This window comes from Nostoc sp. (genome assembly GCF_036917815.1).
Lineage (GTDB): Bacteria > Cyanobacteriota > Cyanobacteriia > Cyanobacteriales > Nostocaceae > Nostoc.
The window spans coordinates 1-21,351 of the sequence record NZ_JBALEK010000003.1 but is presented as its reverse complement, the minus strand read 5'-3'; the positions used below and the strand labels follow the sequence as shown (position 1 = coordinate 21,351).

Genomic DNA, 21,351 nt, shown 5'->3' with positions numbered 1-21,351 from the left:
CTGCTTCGTCAGCAGAACCCCCAGAAATCCCCGGTGTCCGAGTTATAGATGAAACCATTTTATATTTAAACACTCCACACAATCACACTGAAAAATAGCACTTAAGACTTTATTCAGCAATTTCGATATGCTTTTTTTCTTAAGAAATTCATTTTAGAGCAAGCTATTTTTACGTAAAAATACGTAATTTTTGACTCTAAAATTATCAATCTTTAATAAAGTCACTATTGGTTTTTACGTTATCAGTAAAGTTTACACATTTTAGCTAATTATTCCTTTTATGCCCTCAACTTTCATCTTGATTGTCTGTAATTAGTTCACATTTTGCAATGCTACTAACACAGTAATGAAGTCATAAATATTACCCCGGTTTCATCACCAGTGTTTTTCAGTAAAGCTGAGAATAAAAGCAAAATTTAGCTAATAACAACAAAAAATCAAGACACCGAAATGTAAGGTTCTATTCCTCTAGCCTTGTTGCTGTGTAAAAAACTACAAAATTATCGCAGCTTAAAAAATTTTAATATAAATTCTCATCAAATAGTTTTAAGGTAACGTTTTAATGGCTTTTTTAGCCGTTAGTGAATCAAAACTCCGGCAGTTAACTTTTTAAAGTTGAGAATTTTAGCATGAGCAGCAATTTAGCAACCAAATTACGTGTAGGCACGAAGAAAGCCCACACGATGGCAGAAAATGTAGGTTTTGTCAAGTGCTTTTTAAGAGGAGTAGTCGAGAAAAACTCTTACCGCAAACTAGTTGCTAACTTCTACTTCGTCTACTCAGCGATGGAAGAGGAAATGGAAAAGCACCGCCAGCACCCAATAGTTTCTAAAATTAACTTTCCCCAGCTAAACCGCAAGTATACCTTAGAGCAAGACCTGAGTTATTACTTTGGTGCCAACTGGAGAGAGCAAATCAAACTATCTCCCGCAGGTGAAGCTTATGTACAGCGCATCCGAGAAATATCTCAAACAGAACCAGAACTGTTAATCGCCCATTCATATACTCGTTATTTGGGTGACTTATCCGGGGGACAAATTCTCAAAAATATTGCTGTAACAGCAATGAATTTGTCAGAGGGGCAAGGAACAGCCTTTTATGAGTTTCCAGAAATTCCTGATGAGAAGGCATTCAAAGCCAAATATCGTCAAATTGTGGATGAATTACCCCTTGACGATGCTACAAGCGATCGCATCGTTGATGAAGCTAACGCCGCTTTTGGCACGAACATGAAGATGTTCCAGGAATTGGAAGGTAATTTAATTAAGGCGATCGGTGTAATGTTGTACAACAGTCTCACACGGCGTCGTACACGTGGTAGTACTGAACTTGTCACTGCTGAATAACTGTGTTGAGATTGCGGGGTATGGTGTGTGGAGTCATAAGTCCAGACAGCCTGATGAAGGATAATTCATAGGTGTTTCTGGGGAAAGAGCGATCGCTAAAAAGCGCTCAAAATATTTAGGGGCAATAGCCCTGTGACTGCTTTTGATTCGTGAAAGCAAGCATGGGGATATTGCCCCTCAATTTTGATGGGACTGGGGATTGGGAAGATAAGGATGTCGATATAGGAATATCCTGGCGTAGTTCCTCAACCAGACCAATGAGTTTAGCGATTTTTTGCGAATAGGACTTACGCAAAAACCCTCTTAAGGGATCTGCGGGTTAATAGTGTCCCAACCAACCGGGTTTCGACTGCGCTCAACCCTCATATCATGTCCGCTTGATTACTTATTAAACCCGAAGAACCCCACCCCGCCAAAGCGATGCTTTGTCTCCCCTCCCCGCTTGCGGGGAGGGGATTAAGGGGAGACGCTAAAAGCGAACGCGGACTCGCTAACGCTTTTAGCGTCTCGTAGAGAGCGTCTGGGGTCTCCTCAAGTGGAGCATCTGGCGTGTGGGGTGCAATGACTGTGGGAATCATAACTAATTATCCGCACTTGATATCAGCCGTCGAGAGTTGAGCGCAGTCGAAACTCGGTTTACTGGTACTTTATTTTCACGCAAGTCCCTAAACTCTCATTCCTTTGCGATCTCTGTGTCTTCTGTGGTTCATTTTCCGTTACCTATGCGTAAGTCCTAGCGAAGTTTAAAAATACCAAATTTATTACCTATTGCAGATTTCTTTCATGTTAAAACTGCGACCAGAGAGGGTAGTTTTGCAAGACTGTTTAACCAATACAAGAATGAATCTCACCCTTTGACTAATCCAATAGTGCAATGGCAAAAGCGTATCAATTGAGTCAATCTGTTTATAGATATTGTTGACCCATTGATTAAGAGAAAATTTCGGTTAATAGTATCTAACCGTTTTGAGGTAAGTCACATGAAACTGAAGATTTTAGCTACCGCAGTATTAGTAAGTACGATTTGCTATGCCATTCCGGTGCAAGCTGCAAATCCTGCCCATGTTAGACAGTTACTTAAAACAGGCAAATGTCCGGGGTGTGAATTAGCAGGAGCAGACCTGCGTTCGGCTCATTTAATTGGCGCTGACTTAAGAAATGCTAATTTAAAGGGAGCTAACTTAAGAAATGCCAATTTGGAAGGTGCTGATCTAACTAGTGCTAATCTGACTGGTGCCAACTTGAGCCAAGTATTTGCAAGTGATATTGACTTAAGCGCTACTAACTTAACTAATGCCAAGCTGACTAATGCCAAGCTGACTAATGCCAACTTGGAGGGTGCTGTATTGGCTGGGGTTGATCTCAAGGAAGTTATACTGTACTCAGACTTTTCGCGTTAAGTCTCGAAAAGCTTGCTCACAAAGGATTTAGCTAGAAGCGACTTGATTACGGCGACGTAGTAAAACACTGGCGGCGATCGCCCCGATGACAAGGGGTATTACATTGGTTGTTGGTTCTGGAACTGGAACTACTTGGAAGGAGCCATTTATTCTCGCCTGACCTTTTAAGGCTACACCTGGCTGTAGACTGAGTGGTTGGACTTGAGAAAAGGTCAATGTGCCAGTAGCATTCTCGAATTGACCTGAACCACCAGTGAGAGTGACAGTCCCTGAAGATGTCACATTGAAAGTGTTAAAATCAATCAACCCAGTTGTGATTTGGTTTCCAAACAAACTGTCGCTGCTGTTCCCAGAAAACGTGATCGAGCCAAGTGGGTATCCTTGTAAGCCGAAAGTGTTTGGGTCTGTGTTAGAATTGAAAACGCCGTTAGTGAAATTAGTTTGGGCATAGGCTAGTCCGTTAACTGTGGTCAGACCGTAAGGAGCATCAGTACTTGTGCCGGAGATGAATGTTTGTTCCAGATTCGGTGTGATTTCCTTAGCAGTGACTACAACATCGTAAGTAGCGTTAAATGGGTAACTTGTTAATGTTGTTGCTAGAGCTGCATTTGGTGCAAAATTGATGAAAGTGAAAGCTAACAACACATATCTTAAAGCTGTTGATTGAATCATCTTTACCTTCTCTAACGTGAAGTAGTGTGTTTAATTTTTTGGTCAACTTAATCGCTGGTTTGGCTTCTGACAAAAAGATTTTCTGCACTTATCAAGATAATCGATAGCCCCATAGATGCTTGTGCGATCGCTTCAGTTATGGAGTTATTACTCAGTACATTGAAGATGGATGAAAAAAGTGTTACTGCAATTACCAGTCAAGGTGGGATCGTAAGCAAATTATATTTCCAAGTTGCTTGCTGGCGCAGTCTATTACGGCTCCGTAGCGCGGCTTGAGGCCAAATGAAAAGGTACTGAGTACGAAAAAAGTATAGCAGTTCTGCATCTACATAGCAGGACTCTTTTAAGGCTTGGAGTCATGTCACGGTGTCCAAGGGCGACCGCACCTCAACAGATTCCTAACCCTAGATATAGTAGCATAAACAGGTTAAAGCATCTCATGGTTTTTTCTTGAATATTTGATTTCAGTGCTACTCACCGGCTAGCAAAGCATTAATTCTAATATTTCAAGTTTCCATCTTCGTTGCGGATTCCTTGAATCTTTATTCTGTTCCTAATCAGGATGACAGAGGTTATATCAATCAACCAATGGGGCGATTTCCGGGATTGACTGCATGAATATATTCACTACCCGATCGCGGTCTTCCTCGTTTATAATAAGCTTCTTCTGGTTTGCCCCATCCTAGCTGCAAAATCATTTCCAAAAAGTTAGAATTTTCCCACTTACACAAACTTGCCCACTCTGTTCTTTGAACAATTCTTTCTACATCAGATGGGACAATTTTTTGGTGTTGTTTACTATTATTAAAACTCAAGTATAAGTCCATCCTCATAGTGACTTGATACCAAAATTCTACGATGGAATTTTTAGCAGATTTTAATATTTCTAAGTCAGTAGTGAGGGCGATTAACTCAGTATCTACTTCGGGATAGTGTAAGTTTTTGCCTTTAACTGTCACTTCCCGCCAGATAATACCTGAAACTTGATTTTCCCTCTGATAGTCGTGAATTGCAGTTTTAAAATCTTGATAGGCAGTGAACTGTTGGAACCCATCAGTTCTGATAAACTGGTCAATTAGAGGATTACCAGAGACTGTTATTTCTAATTTTAGACGTTCTCCTTTGAGGCAAGCTTGGCGTTCGGCTGCCAAAATTTTAATTAGCTCCTGGGTGGTGTAAACCTTTGACATCAGAATACATTCTAGTTAGTCATTGGGCATTGGGCACTTGTACTGAGCGTACCCCTCCGGGGATCTTGCTACGCGTAGCGTCTTGTAGAGTTGCCGTTGGCGCAGCCTCTCCAAGAGTTGTATTGGGCATTTACTCGTTCCCAGCCTCCAGGCTGGGAAACCACTCTAGGAGGCTCCGCCTCCTGTTTCTTGACCAGAGAGAGGCGGCATAAGTCTCTTACCATTCGACTATAGACTATAGATTAATTTGCCAAATTGTTAAGACAGATGTTTAAATATTATGCTTTGGCATCGCCAGAAATGTAGTAACAAATATCACTAAAAATTAGGGCAGACCAATTTGGTCTACCCCATAAGTTATTTCGCTAACTCACTGCTAAACTCATTGAAGGCTCGCCGTTTTAGCTGTGCTGTTTCAGTGCGTGGTGATAAATCAAAGATTTTGCGAAATTCATCGTCTATCTCTTCAAAAGGTACTTGACCCTTTTTATTCAAAACTACCTCACCTGATTTATTAAACACCACGACTTGAGGAACACCCCCAGAATAGTAATATCCTACTTCTATAGGGTCGTAGGTCTGTTTAGGCGGGATAGTATCTACATTAATCGGGATAATTTCTGCTACCCTACCATAGAATTCCTGTACCCGTGAAATGGAAATGGCATATCTTTTGGACTCGCTGCTGTCATCTACGTAAAAAGCCAAAAACACGGGTTTATGTTCCGCTAAAGACTGTGCGAGTGTCTGTCTGGGAGGAACCAATGAACCATTGCCAGCATAAACGACAAAGATATTGCCATCATATAAATCATTATCAAGACCAGCATAGGCAGGTTGCATACTTATAATGAAAAGACTTGCAAGCAACAACAGGCATTTGGACAACCACCTTCGCCAGCCGGTAATTTGTTTATGTAAAAAAAGAAACTTTGTGCTATTCATCAAAAGGAACCTTGCAAGCTACTACTTGTTGTGAGTTTGTACTGAATTCGGCAAACTGGGTTGGATATGTAATTACGCCCAGGCACTATTTTTTAAGATAACCCCTACTGAGATTATCTCTCGCAAGTGGCTGGTATCGCTACGGGCAAGTCAAAACAGAGTTAAAGTAGCGCAACCGTCAGGCTCAACAATCCAAAATTGGTATGGCTGGCTTTTTCGGCCAGGATTCGCTAAACTCACGCATATTAAATTTGCAATTAAATACTTTTAATTAGCAACCGCCAGAAGACTAGGGTAGAGATGTGGGAAACAAAATACAATTGATAGATAGGCTGCGATTGGGTTTCGCGGTATCAGTGGCAAAAAGTGTGACGTTTATTGTGCAATTTTTACGTCTAGGTGCTGCTAGTGTATTACCAGGCGCGATTGCTCGTCGCATTGAACCCCGACTTTTACAATTATTGAGTCAGCAAGTTAAAAACGGGGTGATTTTAATTGCTGGTACTAACGGCAAAACCACTACAGCGCTGCTTTTATGCACGATACTAGAACGCAAGGGTTATCGCATCGCCCATAATTCTACAGGTGCAAATCTGGAAAATGGTTTGATGACGGCGCTGTTGGAAAGCACCAACTTACTAGGCATACTAGATGTTGATTACGCTATTTTGGAAGTAGATGAAAATATTGTACCGAAAGTATTAGCACCTCTCCAGCCACGAATTATTCTCTGTTTAAACTTATTCCGTGACCAACTCGATAGGTATGGGGAAGTCGATACAATTAGTAAGCGTTGGACAAAGGTTATTTCTACCCTACCACTAGAAACGGTGGTAATTCCCAATGCTGATGACCCAACTTTATCTAACCTCGGTCAGCAGTTACCTCAACGGGTGTTATTCTTTGGCTTGAATGAACCAGAACATTATCTAGAAGCTATTCCTCACGCTGTTGATTCTATCTATTGTCCCAAATGTGGACATTCCTTAGATTACGAGGGTGTTTATTTGTCTCATTTGGGAGATTTTACTTGTCCTCAGTGTGGTTTTAGTAAGAGTAAACCGACTCTCGAAAGTAGTGAATGGTCGCAAATTTTGGTTGGTTTGTACAACAAATATAATACTTTGGCGGCGGCTACTGCGGCTATTGAGTTAGGCATTGATGAAGCAACAATTAGAGATACTATTAATAATTTTCAAGCCGCTTTTGGTCGGGCTGAAGATTTAGTAATTAACGGTAAACGGGTGCGGATATTGTTATCAAAAAATCCTGTGGGAACCAATGAAACTATTCGCGTAGTTACTCAAAGCACAGATAAAACCACACTACTGGTATTGAACGATCGCACGCCCGATGGCACTGATGTATCCTGGATTTGGGACGTGGATACGGAGAAATTAGTCGAACGGGGAGGAACTTTAGTAGTGAGTGGCGATCGCGTCTACGATCTAGCTCTCCGTCTACGTTACAGCGAAAAGTCCCCTCAGAGTAAGTTAAATTTAATTGTCGAAGAAGATTTGCGACAAGCGATCGCTACTGCATTGGAGCATACACCAGAGAATGAAACTTTGCATATTCTACCCACCTATTCAGCCATGCTAGAAGTGCGAGAAGTTCTGACTGGGCGGAAAATTCTTTAAATTTGTCATTTGTCATTCTCCCCCAGTCCCCAGTCTCCAGTCCCCAGTCCCTAAATTTATGAGTTCTCAAAATTTGGAATTAACAATAGGTTGGCTTTATCCGACGCTGATGAGTACTTATGGCGATCGCGGTAATGTAATTACTATAGAACGTCGCGCCGAGTGGCGGGGATACGATGTTAAAGTTTTACCCCTGGATCAAAATGCCACAGCCGCAGATATTAAAAGTGTAGATGTAATTGTTGGTGGTGGCGCACAAGACCGTCAACAAGAAATTGTCATGCGTGATTTGCAAGGCGCGAAAGCTGACGCGATGCGCGAGAAAATCGAAAATGGCACACCAGGAGTATTTACTTGTGGTTCCCCCCAATTACTGGGACATTATTATGAACCAGGCTTGGGACAAAGAATTGATGGTTTGGGAATACTCGATTTAGTTTCCGTCCATCCTGGTGAAAACACTAAGCGCTGTATTGGGAACTTGGTAATTGAAGTGACAGCTTCACGCCTAGCGCGAGATTTAAAAGAGATGACGGGTAGCACACCATATTTGGTAGGCTTTGAAAATCACGGCGGACGTACCAAGTTGGGAAAAGTGGAAGCTTTGGGGCGCGTGGTGTACGGTTTGGGAAATAATGGTGAAGATGGGACAGAAGGAGCGTTTTATCAGAATGCGATCGCTACTTATTCCCACGGCCCTTTATTACCGAAAAATCCCTTTGTGGCCGATTGGTTAATTCAAACAGCGCTGCGGCTAAAGTATCAGCAGGCAATTACGTTGCAACCTTTAGATGATAATCTCGCTGTACAAGCACGAGAAGCGATGTTTAAGCGGTTAAAAGTCAGTTTACCAAGTGTTACTGCGACGAAAGTTTAAGAAGAGGCAGGGGGAAGGGGGCAGGGAGCAGGGGGAAATGCCCCCAATTGAGAGCGAAACATGGGTTACCAATGACGTAGGCGCAACTCTTGGAGACGCTACGCGTAGCTTGCTTCCCCGTATGGGTACGCCTTCCCACAGGGTATGACAAAGGACAAATGACGACCCTCTCCTGCAAAGACGCTACGCGAACACCAGTTAACTTTATTTACGCCCACCTACTTATGTAGAAGTTATTAAACTCAACGAGGCTAAGGAATATGCCGAAAACCCTTGAGGAACAGCAACGTAGTTGCGTATTCCGTACTTCAGGCAAGGGATGTTCGCGCTTGCGTCTCCCTTTGGGAGAAGGCTAGCTGAGTCCTTTAGGACTCCGTGAAGTTTCGTTTTGCCTGGTTTGTTTATGTAAATCATGGTAACATAAGATTGTGGTTAATTGGTCGATGCCATGATTGTCTACGAGTTCAAAGTTAAGGGCAAGGAAAAGCAATATCGCGCTATTGATGAGGCTATACGTACCAGCCAGTTCATCCAAAACAAGTGCTTGCGCTACTGGATGGATAATAAAAATGTTGGTAGATATGATCTCAATAAACATTGTGCGGTGTTGGCTGCTGAGTTTCCCTTTGCAGATGAACTCAATTCAATGGCTAGACAGTCTGCTGCTGAACGTGCATGGTCAGCCATAGGACGGTTTTACGATAACTGCAAAAAGAAAGTTAAGGGTAAAAAGGGATTTCCTAAATTTAAAAAACATTGCCGATCAGTTGAATACAAAACTACTGGGTTTAAACTTTCCACTAACCGCAAAGCGATTACTTTCTCTGACAAAAAAGGCATTGGAACTTTAAAACTAAAGGGAACCTACGATCTAAACTACTACAACATTAAGCAAATTAAGCGTGTCCGGTTAGTGCGTCGTGCTGATGGATATTACGCTCAGTTTGCGGTTGATGCTCAAGTTTTAGTTGAGACACAACCGACTCAACAAGTAGTTGGTATTGATTTAGGTTTGAAGTGTTTCATTGCCGATAGTAAAGGTAATGTAGAACCTGCGCCTAAGTTTTACCGCAAGGCGGAGATTGCTTTAAACCGCGCCAATCGTAAAAAGTCTCAGAAGTTCAGCATAGCAAGGAAGAAAGCCAAGGTTCGACAATCCAACAATTACCACAAAGCTAGAAATAGGTATGCTCGTAAGCATTTAAGGGTAAGTAGACAGCGAAAAGAGTACTGCAAGAGATTAGCATACTCCGTCATCCAATCTAACGATTTGGTAGCCTATGAAGACTTAAATGTGAAAGGGCTGGTACGCAACCGACATCTAGCTAAATCTATCAGTGATGCTGGCTGGCACACTTTCCGATTGTGGCTAGAATATTTTGGGCATAAATATGGGAAAGTAACTGTTGCTGTTCCTCCCCACAATACAAGTCAAAATTGTTCTAGCTGTGGCGAGAAAGTGAAAAAGTCTCTATCTACGAGAACACATGTATGTCCCCATTGTGGCTATGTGGCTGATAGAGACTTGAACGCTAGCATCAATATTCTGAGACTAGGACTGAGTACGGTAGGGCATACCGGAATTTACGCTACAGGAGATTTGCCCTCTTGGGCGATTGGCGCAAGCCTGTCGTCTAACGGCGAGTCTGTGAATGTAGAATCCCCGTACCTTTAGGTCGGGGAGTGTCAATTCACTTTTTCAAAACTACATGGAAGGAATTTAAATACCCAGTAATGGTTTTAGCTAATGTCTTCTGCTGTTTTTTTGTAGTTATTGTCATTACTTGATATAGTCTCCCTTCGGCAACATACATTCTACTGATAGTGATTTTCCCTCCCGAATTGATGTATTCAATTTCTTTGCCAGGATGATTATTGGAACTACGAATGTTTCGTTGGCTAATTAAATTACTTTTCGTAGTCTTTAAAGCCATATCCCGTGCATTATTAAGTACAGCCTGGGGGTCAGTGATTTGACCATAACTATAAGGAAAATCATTGTAAACAACTAGATATGCTACTTGCTGTTTTGGTGGTTGAGCGACAAATATTTCTAAGGTAATTTTCCCCATGTAAGTTTTTTGGTATTCGATATTTCTGTTGGGGTTTCCCGGCATCAAAATACTAAAGCGCCCATCTGGAGCGGTGAATAACTTCCATTGGGGCTGCACGGGTTGAGAAACAGTTGGTTTAACAACAGTCGCCGGGGGTTTGGCTTGACGCGCTTCCACAAGAATAGAGCCACCACAGACAAAGGTGGCAGCGATGAATGGCAACAGACTTTTAATTGTCATAAATTTTGCCTTTTGAGATGCTGATCTCACTGATGATGCCAGCTGTTATAACCTAGCAGCACATAAAGCAGCACCAATTAGCCCCACTTGCGAGTTGAGGATAATATACACGGGGATCTCTTCGAGGAGGCGGCGCATTCTACCTTTTTGGGTAAAATTTAATAAGAAACCGCTATTTTGGATTAAGGGCAAGATTTTGGGCGCAATTCCCCCAGCGATGTATAAGCCACCGTAAGGTAAGAGTTTCAGGGCGAGATTGCCGGCTTCTGCACCGTAAGCGTCGATAAATAATTGCAAAGTTTGTTCACAGAGGCGATCGCTACCTTCCAATGCAGCTGTACCAATAGCCGCACCGGGATCAACACTTTTCTCTTCCTGTCCCGCTTCTTGTTCCCAAGTTCTGACGATTTGGGCAATATCTGGTGATTCAGTGGCAAATTTGCGATCGCGCAAAAATTGATAAATTGCTACAATTCCCAGTCCAGAAACCACCCGTTCCACAGAAACGCGCTGGATATCATGTTTACCCAGCAGATATTTCAACAGTTGAAACTCGATTTCGTTCCGAGGGGCGAAATCAGCGTGTCCACCTTCTGAGGGAAAGACTTGATAGTTGTTTCCCTGTTTAATTAAAAATCCTTGTCCTAAACCAGTACCAGCACCAATAATTCCAATGGGGGCATCGTCTGCGGATTTGCCAACTTGCAACGTCAGCAAGTCTTCTTTTTCTAAACCTAAAATGCCGTAGCCAACGGCTTCAAAGTCGTTAATCAAAGAAATGTGCGGGATGTCCAATTCTTGTTCTAGACGTTCGGTATCCAAGAACCAAGCCAAATTGGTTAGTTTGGCAGTATTTTTGACAACAGGCCCTGCGATCGCAAAACAAGCCTTTTCTGGTATTGGTGTATTAGCTTTGACCAAAAACTGCTGCACTATGGGTACTAAATCGGGAAAATCAGCACTGTGGTAACTTTCCTGATAAATAGTATGCAAACTTGGTGAATCTGATGTTTCAACCAATCGTAAAATAGTTTTCGTACCGCCGATGTCTCCTGCTAGTAACAAAGTCATAGAACTTATTCGCGAATTACTTACTTTTTTTGTAGGATATACCCAAGGTACCAGAAGTCATGAACCCAAATCTCTATCAGAGGTTTAAGCAAATCGAATAACTTCTTCTATGTGGGTTAAATGGGAAGTATCTCCCTTTAGTTCTAATAACCATTCTGGATCTTCGCGCACGACTTTCACCAGGGAACATAGAGAAGCCTTGACTTCTGTTTTGGCAATTTCCCCCACTAGTCCCATTGCTCCTCCCAAGACAGATGCACCATGTGCCACTAGCAGGATATCCTCTGGAAAGAACTCAGTAGCTAAACATCTAGCAGTTTGCCCAGAACGTTCTCGCACTTTTTCGTGAGTTTCAGGATATTTGGCGGCGATGCGCGAAGTATAACTGGTGTCAATTCTGGGGAATAATTTTGCTAACGCTGGAGTTGAAAGTCTTTCGGGTTCTTCTGTCATCCAAGCTGGATTTAGCCATTCACTCAAACCTGTTTCTAATTTGATCGGTAACTTGAGAACTTCTGCAACTGCGTTTGCCGTTTGCACGGTTCGTAGGAAAGGAGAAGCAAAAATATGGCCAATATTTTCTTTTTTCAAACGTCTAGCTAACTGCTGTGCCTGCACCATCCCATCATCAGACAATGGTGGATCGTAGCGTCGTTCGGCGGTGAGAAACCAATCAGGGTTTACGAAGTCGAGGCGGTTAGCGTGTCTTGCTATCCAGACGATTTGACTCATGGGTTTAATTATTCCGGTGAATAGAATTCGCCGCTAAACAAATAATAGATATCTGCAAGGAGGGCTACAAATATTAATATATTATGACAAAATCGTAATAATTTTTAATAATATCAATGATTGGGAAAAGTTATCAGTAGCGTTAGTGTAGTTTTACTTAAAGCCTTTTTAGCCAAGTCTCTAAAGCAATATCGACTCTAGTAATCTGCATCTTCTAAATTAGCTTCAGTCGCAAATTCCCAACTATTACCCATTTTTCTTAAATTCACGAAATTCATTATCTCGCTCTAACTTCGGTAAATTACTAGTTTTATAGGACTACTATTTGATTTTCAAAAAGATACGTAGGGTGTGTTAGCGACAGCATAACGCACTAAATCCTTACGAATGGTGCGTTACGGATTTCATCCTAACGCACCCTACAGTACCTAATTTTGTTCAAAAATCAAATAGGAATCCTATAGTATTCCCAAAACTAGACAGTAATTTATACAATTGCTTATATAGCGGTTGTCAGTTGAGTGAGGTATAATAACCCCTCCCCGCAAGCGAGGAGGTGGCTCTGATTAGGAAAAACTATAACTTCAACCATCCAAATAGTTGCCCTACAGTTAATTGAAAATCACTAACTAAATCGGGAACTGGTAATATTTCTTGTTCTTCTTGTAAAAGTTCTGGTTGCTGCTTTGGTGGATAAACTAAAACAGAACGCTCATCTGGATCAATCAGCCAACCAAAACGACTACCATGCTTTAAACAATGTAGAATATTTCCGGTTACTTTAGTCTGGCTTTGATCTGGCGAAAGAATCTCAATTGTCCAATCTGGATAAGTCTTGAAGACATTAGCGACATCTCCACGTTCATCTAAGGGAATTCGCTCCCAAGCAAATACAGCTATATCAGGGACAATTGAACGTCCACCAAAAGTACACCGCAATTCTGGAAATGCAAGGGCAACTCTTTGAGGTTTTACCACATAATTGATATTACTGACTAGTTCACCCTGAAGAATACTATGTTTTCCCTGTGGCATTGGCTTTTCAATAATTTGACCGTTGATGTATTCTGAGCTAGGTTTGGTTTCTGGTAGTTTTAAAAACTCCTCTAAGGTTAGAGGTTTAGTTGGTGATTTTACCATCTGCTTGTACCTCCAAAATTTTCATTTAATTATTTACCCTAAATAAGCTTTTTTAACTCGTTCATCACTAATTAATTCTGATGCCGCACCTGTTAAGGTAATAGAACCAGCTTCTAAAACATAACCGCGATCGGCAATTTGCAGCGCCAGATTAGCATTTTGTTCAACCAACAGAATAGTCACCCCTGTAGCCCGGAGATTTTCAATAATTGAGAAGATTTCCCGGACGATCGCAGGTGCTAAACCTAAGCTAGGCTCGTCTAAAAGTAAGAGTTGTGGTTTACTCATGACAGCGCGAGCGATCGCTAACATTTGTTGTTCACCACCGCTAAGGGTTCCTGCTAGTTGATTGCGCCTTTGTGACAAGCGAGGAAATAGCTCAAATTGGCGCTGAATATCTGCTTTGATCTCGGCTTGATTGGAGCGAATATAAGCACCCAAAAGTAAGTTATCAAACACTGTTTGCCGCGCTAATACTCTACGTCCTTCAGGACAATGGGCGATACCAAGTTGTACAACCTCGTGAGTTTGGCGGCGAGTAATATGATGTCCATTATAGATAATCGCCCCACTCTGAGGATTAACTACTTTAGATATGGCGCGGAGTGTAGTAGTTTTACCAGCACCATTAGCACCAATTAGAGTAACTACCTCGCCTTTTTGAATAATTAAATTAATCTTTTTCAGTGCTTGGATGCCGCCATAATTAACATCAAGTTCTTGAACTTCCAAAATTGTATAGTTTGGTTTACTATCGGCTTTCATCTGTGGTTTACATCTATAAATTTTGAATGCTGATTCACAATTTAATATACATCAAGATCCAGTTTCAAACTACTGTGTAGAGGTAGGCTGTTGCCGTCTTAACAATAATCAGTCCTTTGTAGAGACGGCGATTTATCGCGTCTCTTGGCTTAACCGAACCGTATTGGGGCTGGAGTCGCTCACTACGAACTAGACATCTCAATATTTTTTACATTAGGGACTGACAAATAAAAAAATACTCAACTACTTCTTGTGGGGTGGGCGACACGAGAGCCGGTATAGAAATGCGCTCATGTTGCCCACCCCACAAGATTGGGTAATTTATTTGTTGTCAGTCCCTTACTTAATCTATAGGACTAATATTTGATTTCTGAAAAAGCTCAGTACAACTCGGAAAGCCTAATTCCCTATTCCCTACTCCCGCCTACGTAGATAATTTAAAAAATCAAATACGATTCCTATAGTTTGATTTATTCTCACCGACTTACTTAGAGGTTGTTTGAAAAGTATTTCCCTGTGATTTTAGGCACTTTGAGATCCCCCCTAACCCCCCTTAAAAAGGGGGAAGAATCAAAGTCCCCCAATTTATCGGGGAGCCACTGCGGTTTTGGGGTCTCCCCAAGTAGAGCAAGTGGCGTGGATTTAGGGGGATCTCAAATTTTTGATACCGACAAGAGGACTTTTCAAACATCCTCTTAGGCGCAAATAATTAAATATAGTGTAAAATATTTCAAGGGTTCGGCAATACACGACAAACCGAATAAAAAATTTTGGATTGTCGCTCACAAGATGTTTCCATTGAGTCCTAACTCCTAAATTCTGCTAAATTTTAATTATTTAATTTTTTTTAGCTCATATAATACAAATTATACGCTATTCAATCCCTTGCTCAAACGTGATTTCTAACACTAGGATGTCATGCTATGAATAATTAGCAAATTACACACGAGCAAGTGAAATAAATGACTGATATAATTGATACTACCGTTACTGCTGGTTCTTTTAGCACCCTAGTTGATGCCATCAAGGCTGCCAATCTGATAGATACTCTCAAAGGTGTTGACTCGTTTATCGCCTCTGCATCCACAGATAAAGCTTTTGCCAACCTGCCAGTAGGTACTGTAGAGACATTACTTAAGAATATTAATAAGATCCAGGAACTTCTGAGGTATCACGTCGTTTCCGGCAAGGTAATACCCATGAAGCCCATTGAAGATTCGAGTTTTAAAATTGACCCTTTCCATAATGTCAATGGAGATTATGCCCCAGACGATCAAAACCCAATGCTGCTGATGATAACGGTATCATCCACATCATTGTTGATTCCTCGATAAATATATAGATCGCGAATAATATCTGTGGAGTATGAAAAATATCACACTTTTCTCCTAAAAGGAGAGAGGCTTTGACTCTCCCTTAGAGGGTGTTTGAAAAGTCCTCTTGTTAGTAGCAAAACATTATAGATATCCCTTAATCCCCCCGTTTATTGGGCTACGGTGTACACACAAGTCGAAAAAAGCTCGATTTCCCATTGTTCTCTCGTTCCCATGAAGAGCATGGAAATGGCTGACTAGGGGCTGCCGCCTCCAGTCAAGACATTGAGCCAGAGACTCAATGAATGCATTCCCAGGCGGCAGCCCAGGAATGAGTAAAGCCTTATCAAGTTAGGTTTTTAGGACTTGTGTGTACACCGTAGCCCCAATACATACGGGGAGGGTTAGGGTGGGGTATTTTTGTACCTCACCAACTCGCAATCTGCTGTAATACGGTGCCTTAGGCGCTTGACCAAAATTTTCCGTTGCAAACCATATTCAACGAGGGGGCAGGGGGCAGGGAGCGGGGGGAGAATGACCCCTGACTCCTGCCTAGTTTGCGGAGCGGAACATGTTCTTAGAGGTTGTTTGAAAAGTCGTAAAGTATACTAGAAACCCCTCTCCAAACCTCTCCCCGAAGCGGAGAGAGGCTTTGAAACCCCCATTCCCTCGTAGGGAAGGGGGGCTAGGGGGGTTAGGTTTCCGAGGCTTTGATGTTACGAAAAATAGTTTTCAAACAACCTCTTATGTCCCCCGCTTCTATTAAGTGGTTCTCGAATTGATTGGGTTGAATCCCAATTCTTTTCTATCCCCCTTGCTCCCTGCTCCCCTGCCTCTTCTTCAAATATGTGCCTAACACACCCTACAGTAATTTTCTTTTTACTTTATAAATTTTTAATCACTAAAGTGCTGACTACAAACCCTCAAAACTAGATTAATCAAGTTCAATTAATCATTGGTATCCGTTATGAATTTATTTCAATCTAATCAGTCAGAGTTTGCCTGGTGGGTAGAAATTAACACCGCCGTTCCCCGATGCACATATTACTTTGGCCCTTTTGATAGTGAAAAAGAGGCACAATTTTATAGAAGTGGCTACGTGGAAGACTTATATCACGAAGAAGCCAGAGATATCATTGCAGTAGTCAAGCAATGTCAGCCTGATGTCCTGACGATTTTTCAGGATGAAGCAAAAGTCGAAATATCTACTTTTTGAAGCCCATCTCGCAGATATTTTGCTAAAAGAGGTCTTTCGAGAATATAACTCGTTGCATGATTTTCAGGGATGATTTGCAATACTTTTTTACAGAAATTGGGAAAGTCTTCTAAATGTCCATGTGATATACCTCGACCAAGCCAGATCAAAGCTATTACCTCTGCTTTTTCTTCCTGGGAAAATTCGTCAATATATTTATATAATATGTTAACTGAACATCCTCCGGTCATGTTGAAATCTGCTAAATAATCAGACAATTTATCTACAAATGTTTCTGATCGGTGTGTTCTTTCAGATCCATAAACTAATTCAGCAATTTTAATGACATTATATATTTTGTTAATTGACAATAGATCCATATTTTTATCTTAAATTTGGAGTCAGTAAACACAAATCAAAAATATAAATAACTTAGCCATTTGGATGACCAAAAGCTGTTAAATAGAAAGATATACTGAGATTATAAATCTCTAGTAATGGAACTAGAGATTTATAATCTACCAAGTAACCCTTCAGCCTCTACTTAAGCATTACAGAAAAGTGCTTGAATTAAGGTATGTCAAAAGGTTGAAATGTATAAGATAAATGTATAACGTTTGATTTAAATACAAAAATTAAAAAACTTGAGAGCAACCCTAGAATTTTGTATAACTTTAAGCGATTAGAATGGTAATATCACATAAAAGTTCTAACATCGCAAATGTTAATAAAAGTTAAAGTTTATGATTTGAGGAGCAGAGTTTTTGTCTATGGTCAAGCGATCGCTCCAAGCATCACTCAATGGGATACAAGAGGCAAAAAGATCATTTGCCCGCAAGGGGTGGACACAAGACAATCTCGCAGCAGAAGTCAACCTCAAGACTAGACAACCAATTTGGCGGTTTTTTAGTGGTCGTCCGGTTGAGCGTCACAGCTTTATTGAAATTTGTTTGGTCTTGGAACTGAATTGGCGGGAGATTGCAAGCAATCCCCCAGCAGAATTCTTAGAACTAGAAGAATACCCACTGCCCCCTGTGGTGGATATTGATAAATTAGTGCAACAAGTGCGATCGCAACGCTTCGACAAAATTCAATACCAGTGTGGTATTTTGCAGTTATTAGATATCAGCCGTCCCGTTGCGATCGATGACATATATATAGATGTGAATATTCTGGAGGAGATTGCCAGCCTTCAGCACTTAGAAATCAGCGATCTGCAAAACCTTGATCCCAAAGATTTTGACCGTTTTGGCTTAGGTGACGTTGACGAAAAACAAATACCTGGTACACAGGCAGTTGAAACCTACTCCCATCTCAGGGTGCTAGGCAAACCAGGAGTAGGTAAAACCACCTTTTTGCAATATCTCGCCATTCAGTGTAACCAAAACGCATTTGCGGCAAATCAGGTGCCAATATTCATCACACTGAGAAGTTTTGCCCAAGAGTCTAAGATTAGCAACGAGTTCAGCTTATTAAAGTACATCCATGAGGAATTTCTCACATCTGGAATTTCCGATCCCTCAGTCATCGAAACCTTGCTGAATGCAGGTAGGGTATTACTGTTGCTTGATGGCATGGATGAAGTTCTTAAGCAACAAAGCAATGCTGTTTTAAGCGAAATTCGGAGGTTTTCAGAAAAGTATCACACAAATCAGTTCGTGGCCACCTGTCGAACAGCATCTCAAAAACTCAGACTCCGAGGCTTTACCGATGTTGAAATTGCCCCATTTACCTTAGAACAAATCCGAGCCTTTACTCAAAAATGGTTTGTGGTCTTTACCAAGACCAACCAAAAAGATGGTCTGACCGAGTCCGTTGACTTTATTCAGAAGTTGGAATTAGCTGAAAATTGGCAATTTCGCCAACTCGTCGTCACCCCCCTATTTCTGCATCTTGCCTGTTGGGTGTTTCACGGTCAAGAAAAATTTCCGACTAAGCGGACTGACTTTTATAAGCAAGGTTTAGACCTTCTATTGGGTAAATGGGATGAAGCCAGAGGTGTTGAACGGGATGAGGTTTACCGAGGGTTTTTATTACCACAAAAGCTGAAGTTATTGAGTCAGATTGCCGCAGCGACATTTGAGCAAGGTCAATACTTTTTTGAGCAACGCATCGTTGAGCAATACATTGGTGACTATATTCAGAATCTCAGCGATGTGCCAATGGATGCAGAAGAACTGCAAATCGAAAGCGAAGCAGCGCTGAAGTCAATGGAGGCTCAACATGGGCTACTGGCAGAACGGGCGCGGGGAATTTTTTCCTTCTCCTATCTGGCCTTTCAAGAATACTTCACAGCAAGGAAAATTGTTGCCAGCCATAACCTAGAAGCATTTGGGCAAGCACTATCCGGTCTGGTGAGTCACATCACCGACCCGCACTGGCGCGAAATCTTCTTGTTAACCGCTACCATGCTTAGGAGTGCAGACTCTCTAGTACAGTTGATGAAGCAACAGATTGATACACTGGTTGCCGAAGACGATTATTTACAAGAGTTTTTGACCTGGGCTAGCCAAAAATCTCGCAGTATTCCTACCTCAAAAGATGCGACAGTTCGAGCATTTTACCTAGCCTTGAGTCGGACTCCTCACATAGCTTCGCACTTTGCCTTAGCCAGCAGCCTCGACCAGGGAATGTTTCTAGATGCGGCATTAGATGACTTGCTGATAGAGTGTGCAATTGATGGCAGCCAGGATTTTGCCCACATCCACGCCTGCGGAGATGCTATGAGCAACATTTTGGGTATTGTTCTAGATGTTGGACTCCATAAATCCTTGGAAAAACTCTCTGACCAATTGCCAAATTCGGCTCAAAGTCAACAACGGTTTGAGCTATGGTCACAAACGAACTATTCAGCTTGGGCTGAACAGTTAAAGAAGACGGTGATTAATTATCGCAATATTAACCACGAGTGGCAATTTAGCTCTGAGCAACAGCAAGTGCTGCAACGCTACTATGATGCTAATCAGTTACTACTCGATTGCCTGCATAGCAATTGTGAAGTAACTGCTGCTATCAGGCAAGAAATTGAAGCCACCTTATTGTTGCCTCAAAAGGAACTTGAGGAGAGGGAATGGCAATAGTTATTTTGGTTAATTCCTCAAAGAGGTTTTGATTGCGAAAACAATCTTCAGTACATTTTGTGTCGTAGTCAATCAAGTTATTCACAAAATCAAACAACACCAAGTTTATAGTAAAGTAACACAACCATTCAAGGAATTATTTCTTATACCATTTCTTTGTGAGGCTGCGCCAAACCCTTTTAACTTCTTTCTTTACTTTGTGTCCAACTCTTACGAATTTTCTCTCGTTCCCTCCCCTTTCTAAGGGCAGGGTTAGGGTGGGGTAAAACCTAGGTTAATCAACCTGACAACATACTCTCAAAAATATAGATTTTCACTATCAGGATTTTTATATGGATGACTACAATCAGGGAGACAAAAACAATTTTATCTACCACGTATATCTGGGTAAATTCACACCCCAGAGCTTTGTATTCAATGCTCATCTTCAGGAATTTTCTCAAAGAGTCTATTACATCTCCAATTTACAGAGTGAAGAAAAACTTTCTTCACAGGAGTGCTACGAGGAAATTGAGTTACTCTGGCAGCAGTTAACACAAACTTTTAAGGCACTAGAAAGTGAATAATTACCCCGCGATACTTTGAAAAGTTTTACTACGTTTTGTGTCGTAGTTAATCAACTCATTTAGCAAATCAAACAACACCCGCTCATAGTACAAGAACAGAACCTAATAGTTGTAACCATTAAGTGGTTCTCTGCTAACTTTTACTTGACCTATCCGGTCATCTCACCTCTTTAAGGCTACGGATTTTTCAGATCACTTTGCACTTAAAGTCCTAATCGCAGGTCTTATTATGAATTTAATCAATGACTTTTGCTTGGCAGTTGGGATACTCAAAGGTGTACAAGTACTCGTTGTAGACAACGATCGCGATAGTAGAGATTTGTACGCATTTTTACTCAAAGACTTGGGCGCAAATGTGATTACTGCTGGTTCGGTAAAAGAAGCTTTAGAAATCCTGAGTTGTTTTACACCCAACGTCCTTGTCAGTGAAATTAGGTTTTTAGGTGAAAGTATTTATACATTGCTAAAGACATTGAATGCTATGGAAGCAGATAATGGCAATCATATCCCAATCATTGTCACTTCAACCTCTACCATCGGTACTTGTCACCAAATTCCAGACGTAGAGTTTGAAGAATATTTACTTAAGCCATTAGACCTTGACAATTTTGTTTCCATGATTACGAATCTAGTACAGAAAAATGTGGCAGAAATTTTTCATCATGATTTAGTAGTTTTACAAGAAGTAGGTGGGCATAAATTTAAGTGAGAAGCGCTATATGCCATCAAAAAGGCACAGCAAAAGTATGGATTTAAACTGCTTAAAAATACTTACCTAAACCTGCCTAGACCTGTTTAGAGATTTCTTCTCCCTTCAACCAAGGCAGTCGGCTGCTTCTTGTCCAGGAGCGTTGAGTTTCGCTTAAGCCAAGCGTACTTTATCTAGAGGTACATTCCTCAAATTGATAGATGCATTTTCATCACGATCTCGAATATTGCCGCATCCTGTCTCGCATACAAACATTCGCTCTGATAAGGGCATTGATTGAATATGATGGCATTTACAGCACATTTTAGAACTTGGAAACCATGTGACGATGATGCCACTGCAACTTACCTAGCTTGGTTTTCGCCGTTTTAGTGGTAATAGGCATATCGTATTTTGTACCATCGGAACAAGTCGCT

At 41.3% G+C, this 21,351-nt stretch carries 20 protein-coding genes; 10 read left to right on the top strand and 10 right to left on the bottom strand.

All coding sequences use genetic code 11. The features are described from left to right. The first annotated feature begins 629 nt into the window (after positions 1 to 629). Together V7K97_RS00815 and V7K97_RS00810 are read left to right on the top strand one after the other, a co-directional pair. A complete protein-coding gene (locus tag V7K97_RS00815; RefSeq protein ID WP_334798813.1) occupies positions 630 to 1,346 on the top strand; it encodes a biliverdin-producing heme oxygenase in 717 nt (238 codons plus the stop codon). Positions 1,347 to 2,326: 980 nt separating this feature from the next. Then, the gene (locus V7K97_RS00810; protein WP_334798812.1) at positions 2,327 to 2,746 is read left to right on the top strand and encodes a pentapeptide repeat-containing protein; all 420 of its coding nucleotides are present in this window, start codon (positions 2,327 to 2,329) and stop codon (positions 2,744 to 2,746) included. A gap of 27 nt (positions 2,747 to 2,773) precedes the next feature. On the opposite strand, the gene V7K97_RS00805 is transcribed toward V7K97_RS00810, so the two are convergent. From V7K97_RS00805 to V7K97_RS00795, 3 genes are all read right to left on the bottom strand, one after another. Next, positions 2,774 to 3,418, bottom strand: coding sequence for a hypothetical protein (locus V7K97_RS00805; RefSeq protein WP_334798811.1), 645 nt, complete (start codon positions 3,416 to 3,418; stop codon positions 2,774 to 2,776). Positions 3,419 to 3,999: 581 nt separating this feature from the next. After that, positions 4,000 to 4,608 carry a hypothetical protein gene (locus V7K97_RS00800; protein ID WP_334798810.1) on the bottom strand — a complete coding sequence of 203 codons (609 nt, stop codon included), beginning with the start codon at positions 4,606 to 4,608 and terminating at the stop codon, positions 4,000 to 4,002. Between the two features lie 357 nt (positions 4,609 to 4,965). Then, complete coding sequence (locus V7K97_RS00795) at positions 4,966 to 5,553, bottom strand: thylakoid membrane photosystem I accumulation factor (RefSeq protein ID WP_334798809.1); 588 nt, start codon at positions 5,551 to 5,553, stop codon at positions 4,966 to 4,968. A gap of 302 nt (positions 5,554 to 5,855) precedes the next feature. Here V7K97_RS00795 and V7K97_RS00790 point away from each other — a divergent pair, with 302 nt between their 5' ends. From V7K97_RS00790 to V7K97_RS00780, 3 genes are all read left to right on the top strand, one after another. Continuing rightward, a complete protein-coding gene (locus V7K97_RS00790; protein WP_334798808.1) occupies positions 5,856 to 7,193 on the top strand; it encodes a Mur ligase family protein in 1,338 nt (445 codons plus the stop codon). Positions 7,194 to 7,251: 58 nt separating this feature from the next. After that, a complete protein-coding gene (locus V7K97_RS00785) occupies positions 7,252 to 8,070 on the top strand; it encodes a type 1 glutamine amidotransferase (RefSeq protein ID WP_334798807.1) in 819 nt (272 codons plus the stop codon). 448 nt (positions 8,071 to 8,518) lie between these two features. After that, positions 8,519 to 9,745 (top strand): RNA-guided endonuclease InsQ/TnpB family protein, encoded by a 1,227-nt coding sequence (locus V7K97_RS00780; protein ID WP_334798806.1) that lies wholly within the window; start codon positions 8,519 to 8,521, stop codon positions 9,743 to 9,745. Positions 9,746 to 9,761: 16 nt separating this feature from the next. Here V7K97_RS00780 and V7K97_RS00775 read toward each other — a convergent pair whose 3' ends face one another. The 5 genes from V7K97_RS00775 to V7K97_RS00755 all read right to left on the bottom strand — a co-directional run bounded on the left by V7K97_RS00775 (position 9,762) and on the right by V7K97_RS00755 (position 14,072). After that, positions 9,762 to 10,364, bottom strand: coding sequence for a hypothetical protein (locus V7K97_RS00775; RefSeq protein ID WP_334798805.1), 603 nt, complete (start codon positions 10,362 to 10,364; stop codon positions 9,762 to 9,764). A 45-nt stretch (positions 10,365 to 10,409) separates the two neighbouring features. Then, positions 10,410 to 11,435 (bottom strand): glucokinase, encoded by a 1,026-nt coding sequence (locus V7K97_RS00770; protein ID WP_334798804.1) that lies wholly within the window; start codon positions 11,433 to 11,435, stop codon positions 10,410 to 10,412. An 84-nt stretch (positions 11,436 to 11,519) separates the two neighbouring features. Next, entirely contained in the window at positions 11,520 to 12,167 is a 648-nt protein-coding gene (locus V7K97_RS00765) for a histidine phosphatase family protein (RefSeq protein WP_334798803.1), read from the bottom strand. A gap of 576 nt (positions 12,168 to 12,743) precedes the next feature. Further along, positions 12,744 to 13,307, bottom strand: a complete 564-nt coding sequence (locus tag V7K97_RS00760; protein WP_334798802.1) for a Uma2 family endonuclease — start codon at positions 13,305 to 13,307, stop codon at positions 12,744 to 12,746. 33 nt (positions 13,308 to 13,340) lie between these two features. Beyond that, on the bottom strand, positions 13,341 to 14,072 hold the full coding sequence (locus V7K97_RS00755; protein WP_334798801.1) for an ABC transporter ATP-binding protein: 732 nt from the start codon (positions 14,070 to 14,072) through the stop codon (positions 13,341 to 13,343). Between the two features lie 962 nt (positions 14,073 to 15,034). On the opposite strand from V7K97_RS00755, the gene V7K97_RS00750 reads away from it, so the two are divergent. Both V7K97_RS00750 and V7K97_RS00745 read left to right on the top strand, forming a co-directional pair. Beyond that, positions 15,035 to 15,406, top strand: a complete 372-nt coding sequence (locus V7K97_RS00750) for a fasciclin domain-containing protein (protein ID WP_334798800.1) — start codon at positions 15,035 to 15,037, stop codon at positions 15,404 to 15,406. A gap of 946 nt (positions 15,407 to 16,352) precedes the next feature. Further along, on the top strand, positions 16,353 to 16,601 hold the full coding sequence (locus V7K97_RS00745) for a DUF1816 domain-containing protein (protein ID WP_334798799.1): 249 nt from the start codon (positions 16,353 to 16,355) through the stop codon (positions 16,599 to 16,601). Here V7K97_RS00745 and V7K97_RS00740 read toward each other — a convergent pair. Next, positions 16,565 to 16,960, bottom strand: a complete 396-nt coding sequence (locus V7K97_RS00740; protein WP_334798798.1) for a DUF3775 domain-containing protein — start codon at positions 16,958 to 16,960, stop codon at positions 16,565 to 16,567. The genes V7K97_RS00745 and V7K97_RS00740 overlap by 37 nt on opposite strands. Positions 16,961 to 17,350: 390 nt before the next feature. On the opposite strand from V7K97_RS00740, the gene V7K97_RS00735 reads away from it, so the two are divergent. The 3 genes from V7K97_RS00735 (at position 17,351) to V7K97_RS00725 (ending at position 20,935) form a co-directional block, all read left to right on the top strand. After that, positions 17,351 to 19,660, top strand: a complete 2,310-nt coding sequence (locus tag V7K97_RS00735) for an NACHT domain-containing protein (protein ID WP_334798815.1) — start codon at positions 17,351 to 17,353, stop codon at positions 19,658 to 19,660. 332 nt (positions 19,661 to 19,992) lie between these two features. Beyond that, positions 19,993 to 20,226, top strand: coding sequence for a DUF7219 family protein (locus V7K97_RS00730; protein ID WP_334798797.1), 234 nt, complete (start codon positions 19,993 to 19,995; stop codon positions 20,224 to 20,226). A gap of 229 nt (positions 20,227 to 20,455) precedes the next feature. After that, positions 20,456 to 20,935 (top strand): response regulator, encoded by a 480-nt coding sequence (locus V7K97_RS00725; RefSeq protein WP_334798796.1) that lies wholly within the window; start codon positions 20,456 to 20,458, stop codon positions 20,933 to 20,935. A 153-nt stretch (positions 20,936 to 21,088) separates the two neighbouring features. On the opposite strand, the gene V7K97_RS00720 is transcribed toward V7K97_RS00725, so the two are convergent. Then, on the bottom strand, positions 21,089 to 21,265 hold the full coding sequence (locus tag V7K97_RS00720; RefSeq protein WP_334798814.1) for a zinc ribbon domain-containing protein: 177 nt from the start codon (positions 21,263 to 21,265) through the stop codon (positions 21,089 to 21,091). Positions 21,266 to 21,351 lie beyond the last annotated feature (86 nt).

Coding starts and splice junctions, on each gene's coding strand:
- V7K97_RS00815 (WP_334798813.1), top strand. CDS start 630: ATGAGCAGCAATTTAGCAACCAAATTACGTGTAGGCACGAAGAAAGCC.
- V7K97_RS00810 (WP_334798812.1), top strand. CDS start 2,327: ATGAAACTGAAGATTTTAGCTACCGCAGTATTAGTAAGTACGATTTGC.
- V7K97_RS00805 (WP_334798811.1), bottom strand. CDS start 3,418: ATGATTCAATCAACAGCTTTAAGATATGTGTTGTTAGCTTTCACTTTC.
- V7K97_RS00800 (WP_334798810.1), bottom strand. CDS start 4,608: ATGTCAAAGGTTTACACCACCCAGGAGCTAATTAAAATTTTGGCAGCC.
- V7K97_RS00795 (WP_334798809.1), bottom strand. CDS start 5,553: ATGAATAGCACAAAGTTTCTTTTTTTACATAAACAAATTACCGGCTGG.
- V7K97_RS00785 (WP_334798807.1), top strand. CDS start 7,252: ATGAGTTCTCAAAATTTGGAATTAACAATAGGTTGGCTTTATCCGACG.
- V7K97_RS00780 (WP_334798806.1), top strand. CDS start 8,519: ATGATTGTCTACGAGTTCAAAGTTAAGGGCAAGGAAAAGCAATATCGC.
- V7K97_RS00775 (WP_334798805.1), bottom strand. CDS start 10,364: ATGACAATTAAAAGTCTGTTGCCATTCATCGCTGCCACCTTTGTCTGT.
- V7K97_RS00770 (WP_334798804.1), bottom strand. CDS start 11,435: ATGACTTTGTTACTAGCAGGAGACATCGGCGGTACGAAAACTATTTTA.
- V7K97_RS00765 (WP_334798803.1), bottom strand. CDS start 12,167: ATGAGTCAAATCGTCTGGATAGCAAGACACGCTAACCGCCTCGACTTC.
- V7K97_RS00760 (WP_334798802.1), bottom strand. CDS start 13,307: ATGGTAAAATCACCAACTAAACCTCTAACCTTAGAGGAGTTTTTAAAA.
- V7K97_RS00755 (WP_334798801.1), bottom strand. CDS start 14,072: ATGAAAGCCGATAGTAAACCAAACTATACAATTTTGGAAGTTCAAGAA.
- V7K97_RS00750 (WP_334798800.1), top strand. CDS start 15,035: ATGACTGATATAATTGATACTACCGTTACTGCTGGTTCTTTTAGCACC.
- V7K97_RS00745 (WP_334798799.1), top strand. CDS start 16,353: ATGAATTTATTTCAATCTAATCAGTCAGAGTTTGCCTGGTGGGTAGAA.
- V7K97_RS00740 (WP_334798798.1), bottom strand. CDS start 16,960: ATGGATCTATTGTCAATTAACAAAATATATAATGTCATTAAAATTGCT.
- V7K97_RS00735 (WP_334798815.1), top strand. CDS start 17,351: ATGGTCAAGCGATCGCTCCAAGCATCACTCAATGGGATACAAGAGGCA.
- V7K97_RS00730 (WP_334798797.1), top strand. CDS start 19,993: ATGGATGACTACAATCAGGGAGACAAAAACAATTTTATCTACCACGTA.
- V7K97_RS00725 (WP_334798796.1), top strand. CDS start 20,456: ATGAATTTAATCAATGACTTTTGCTTGGCAGTTGGGATACTCAAAGGT.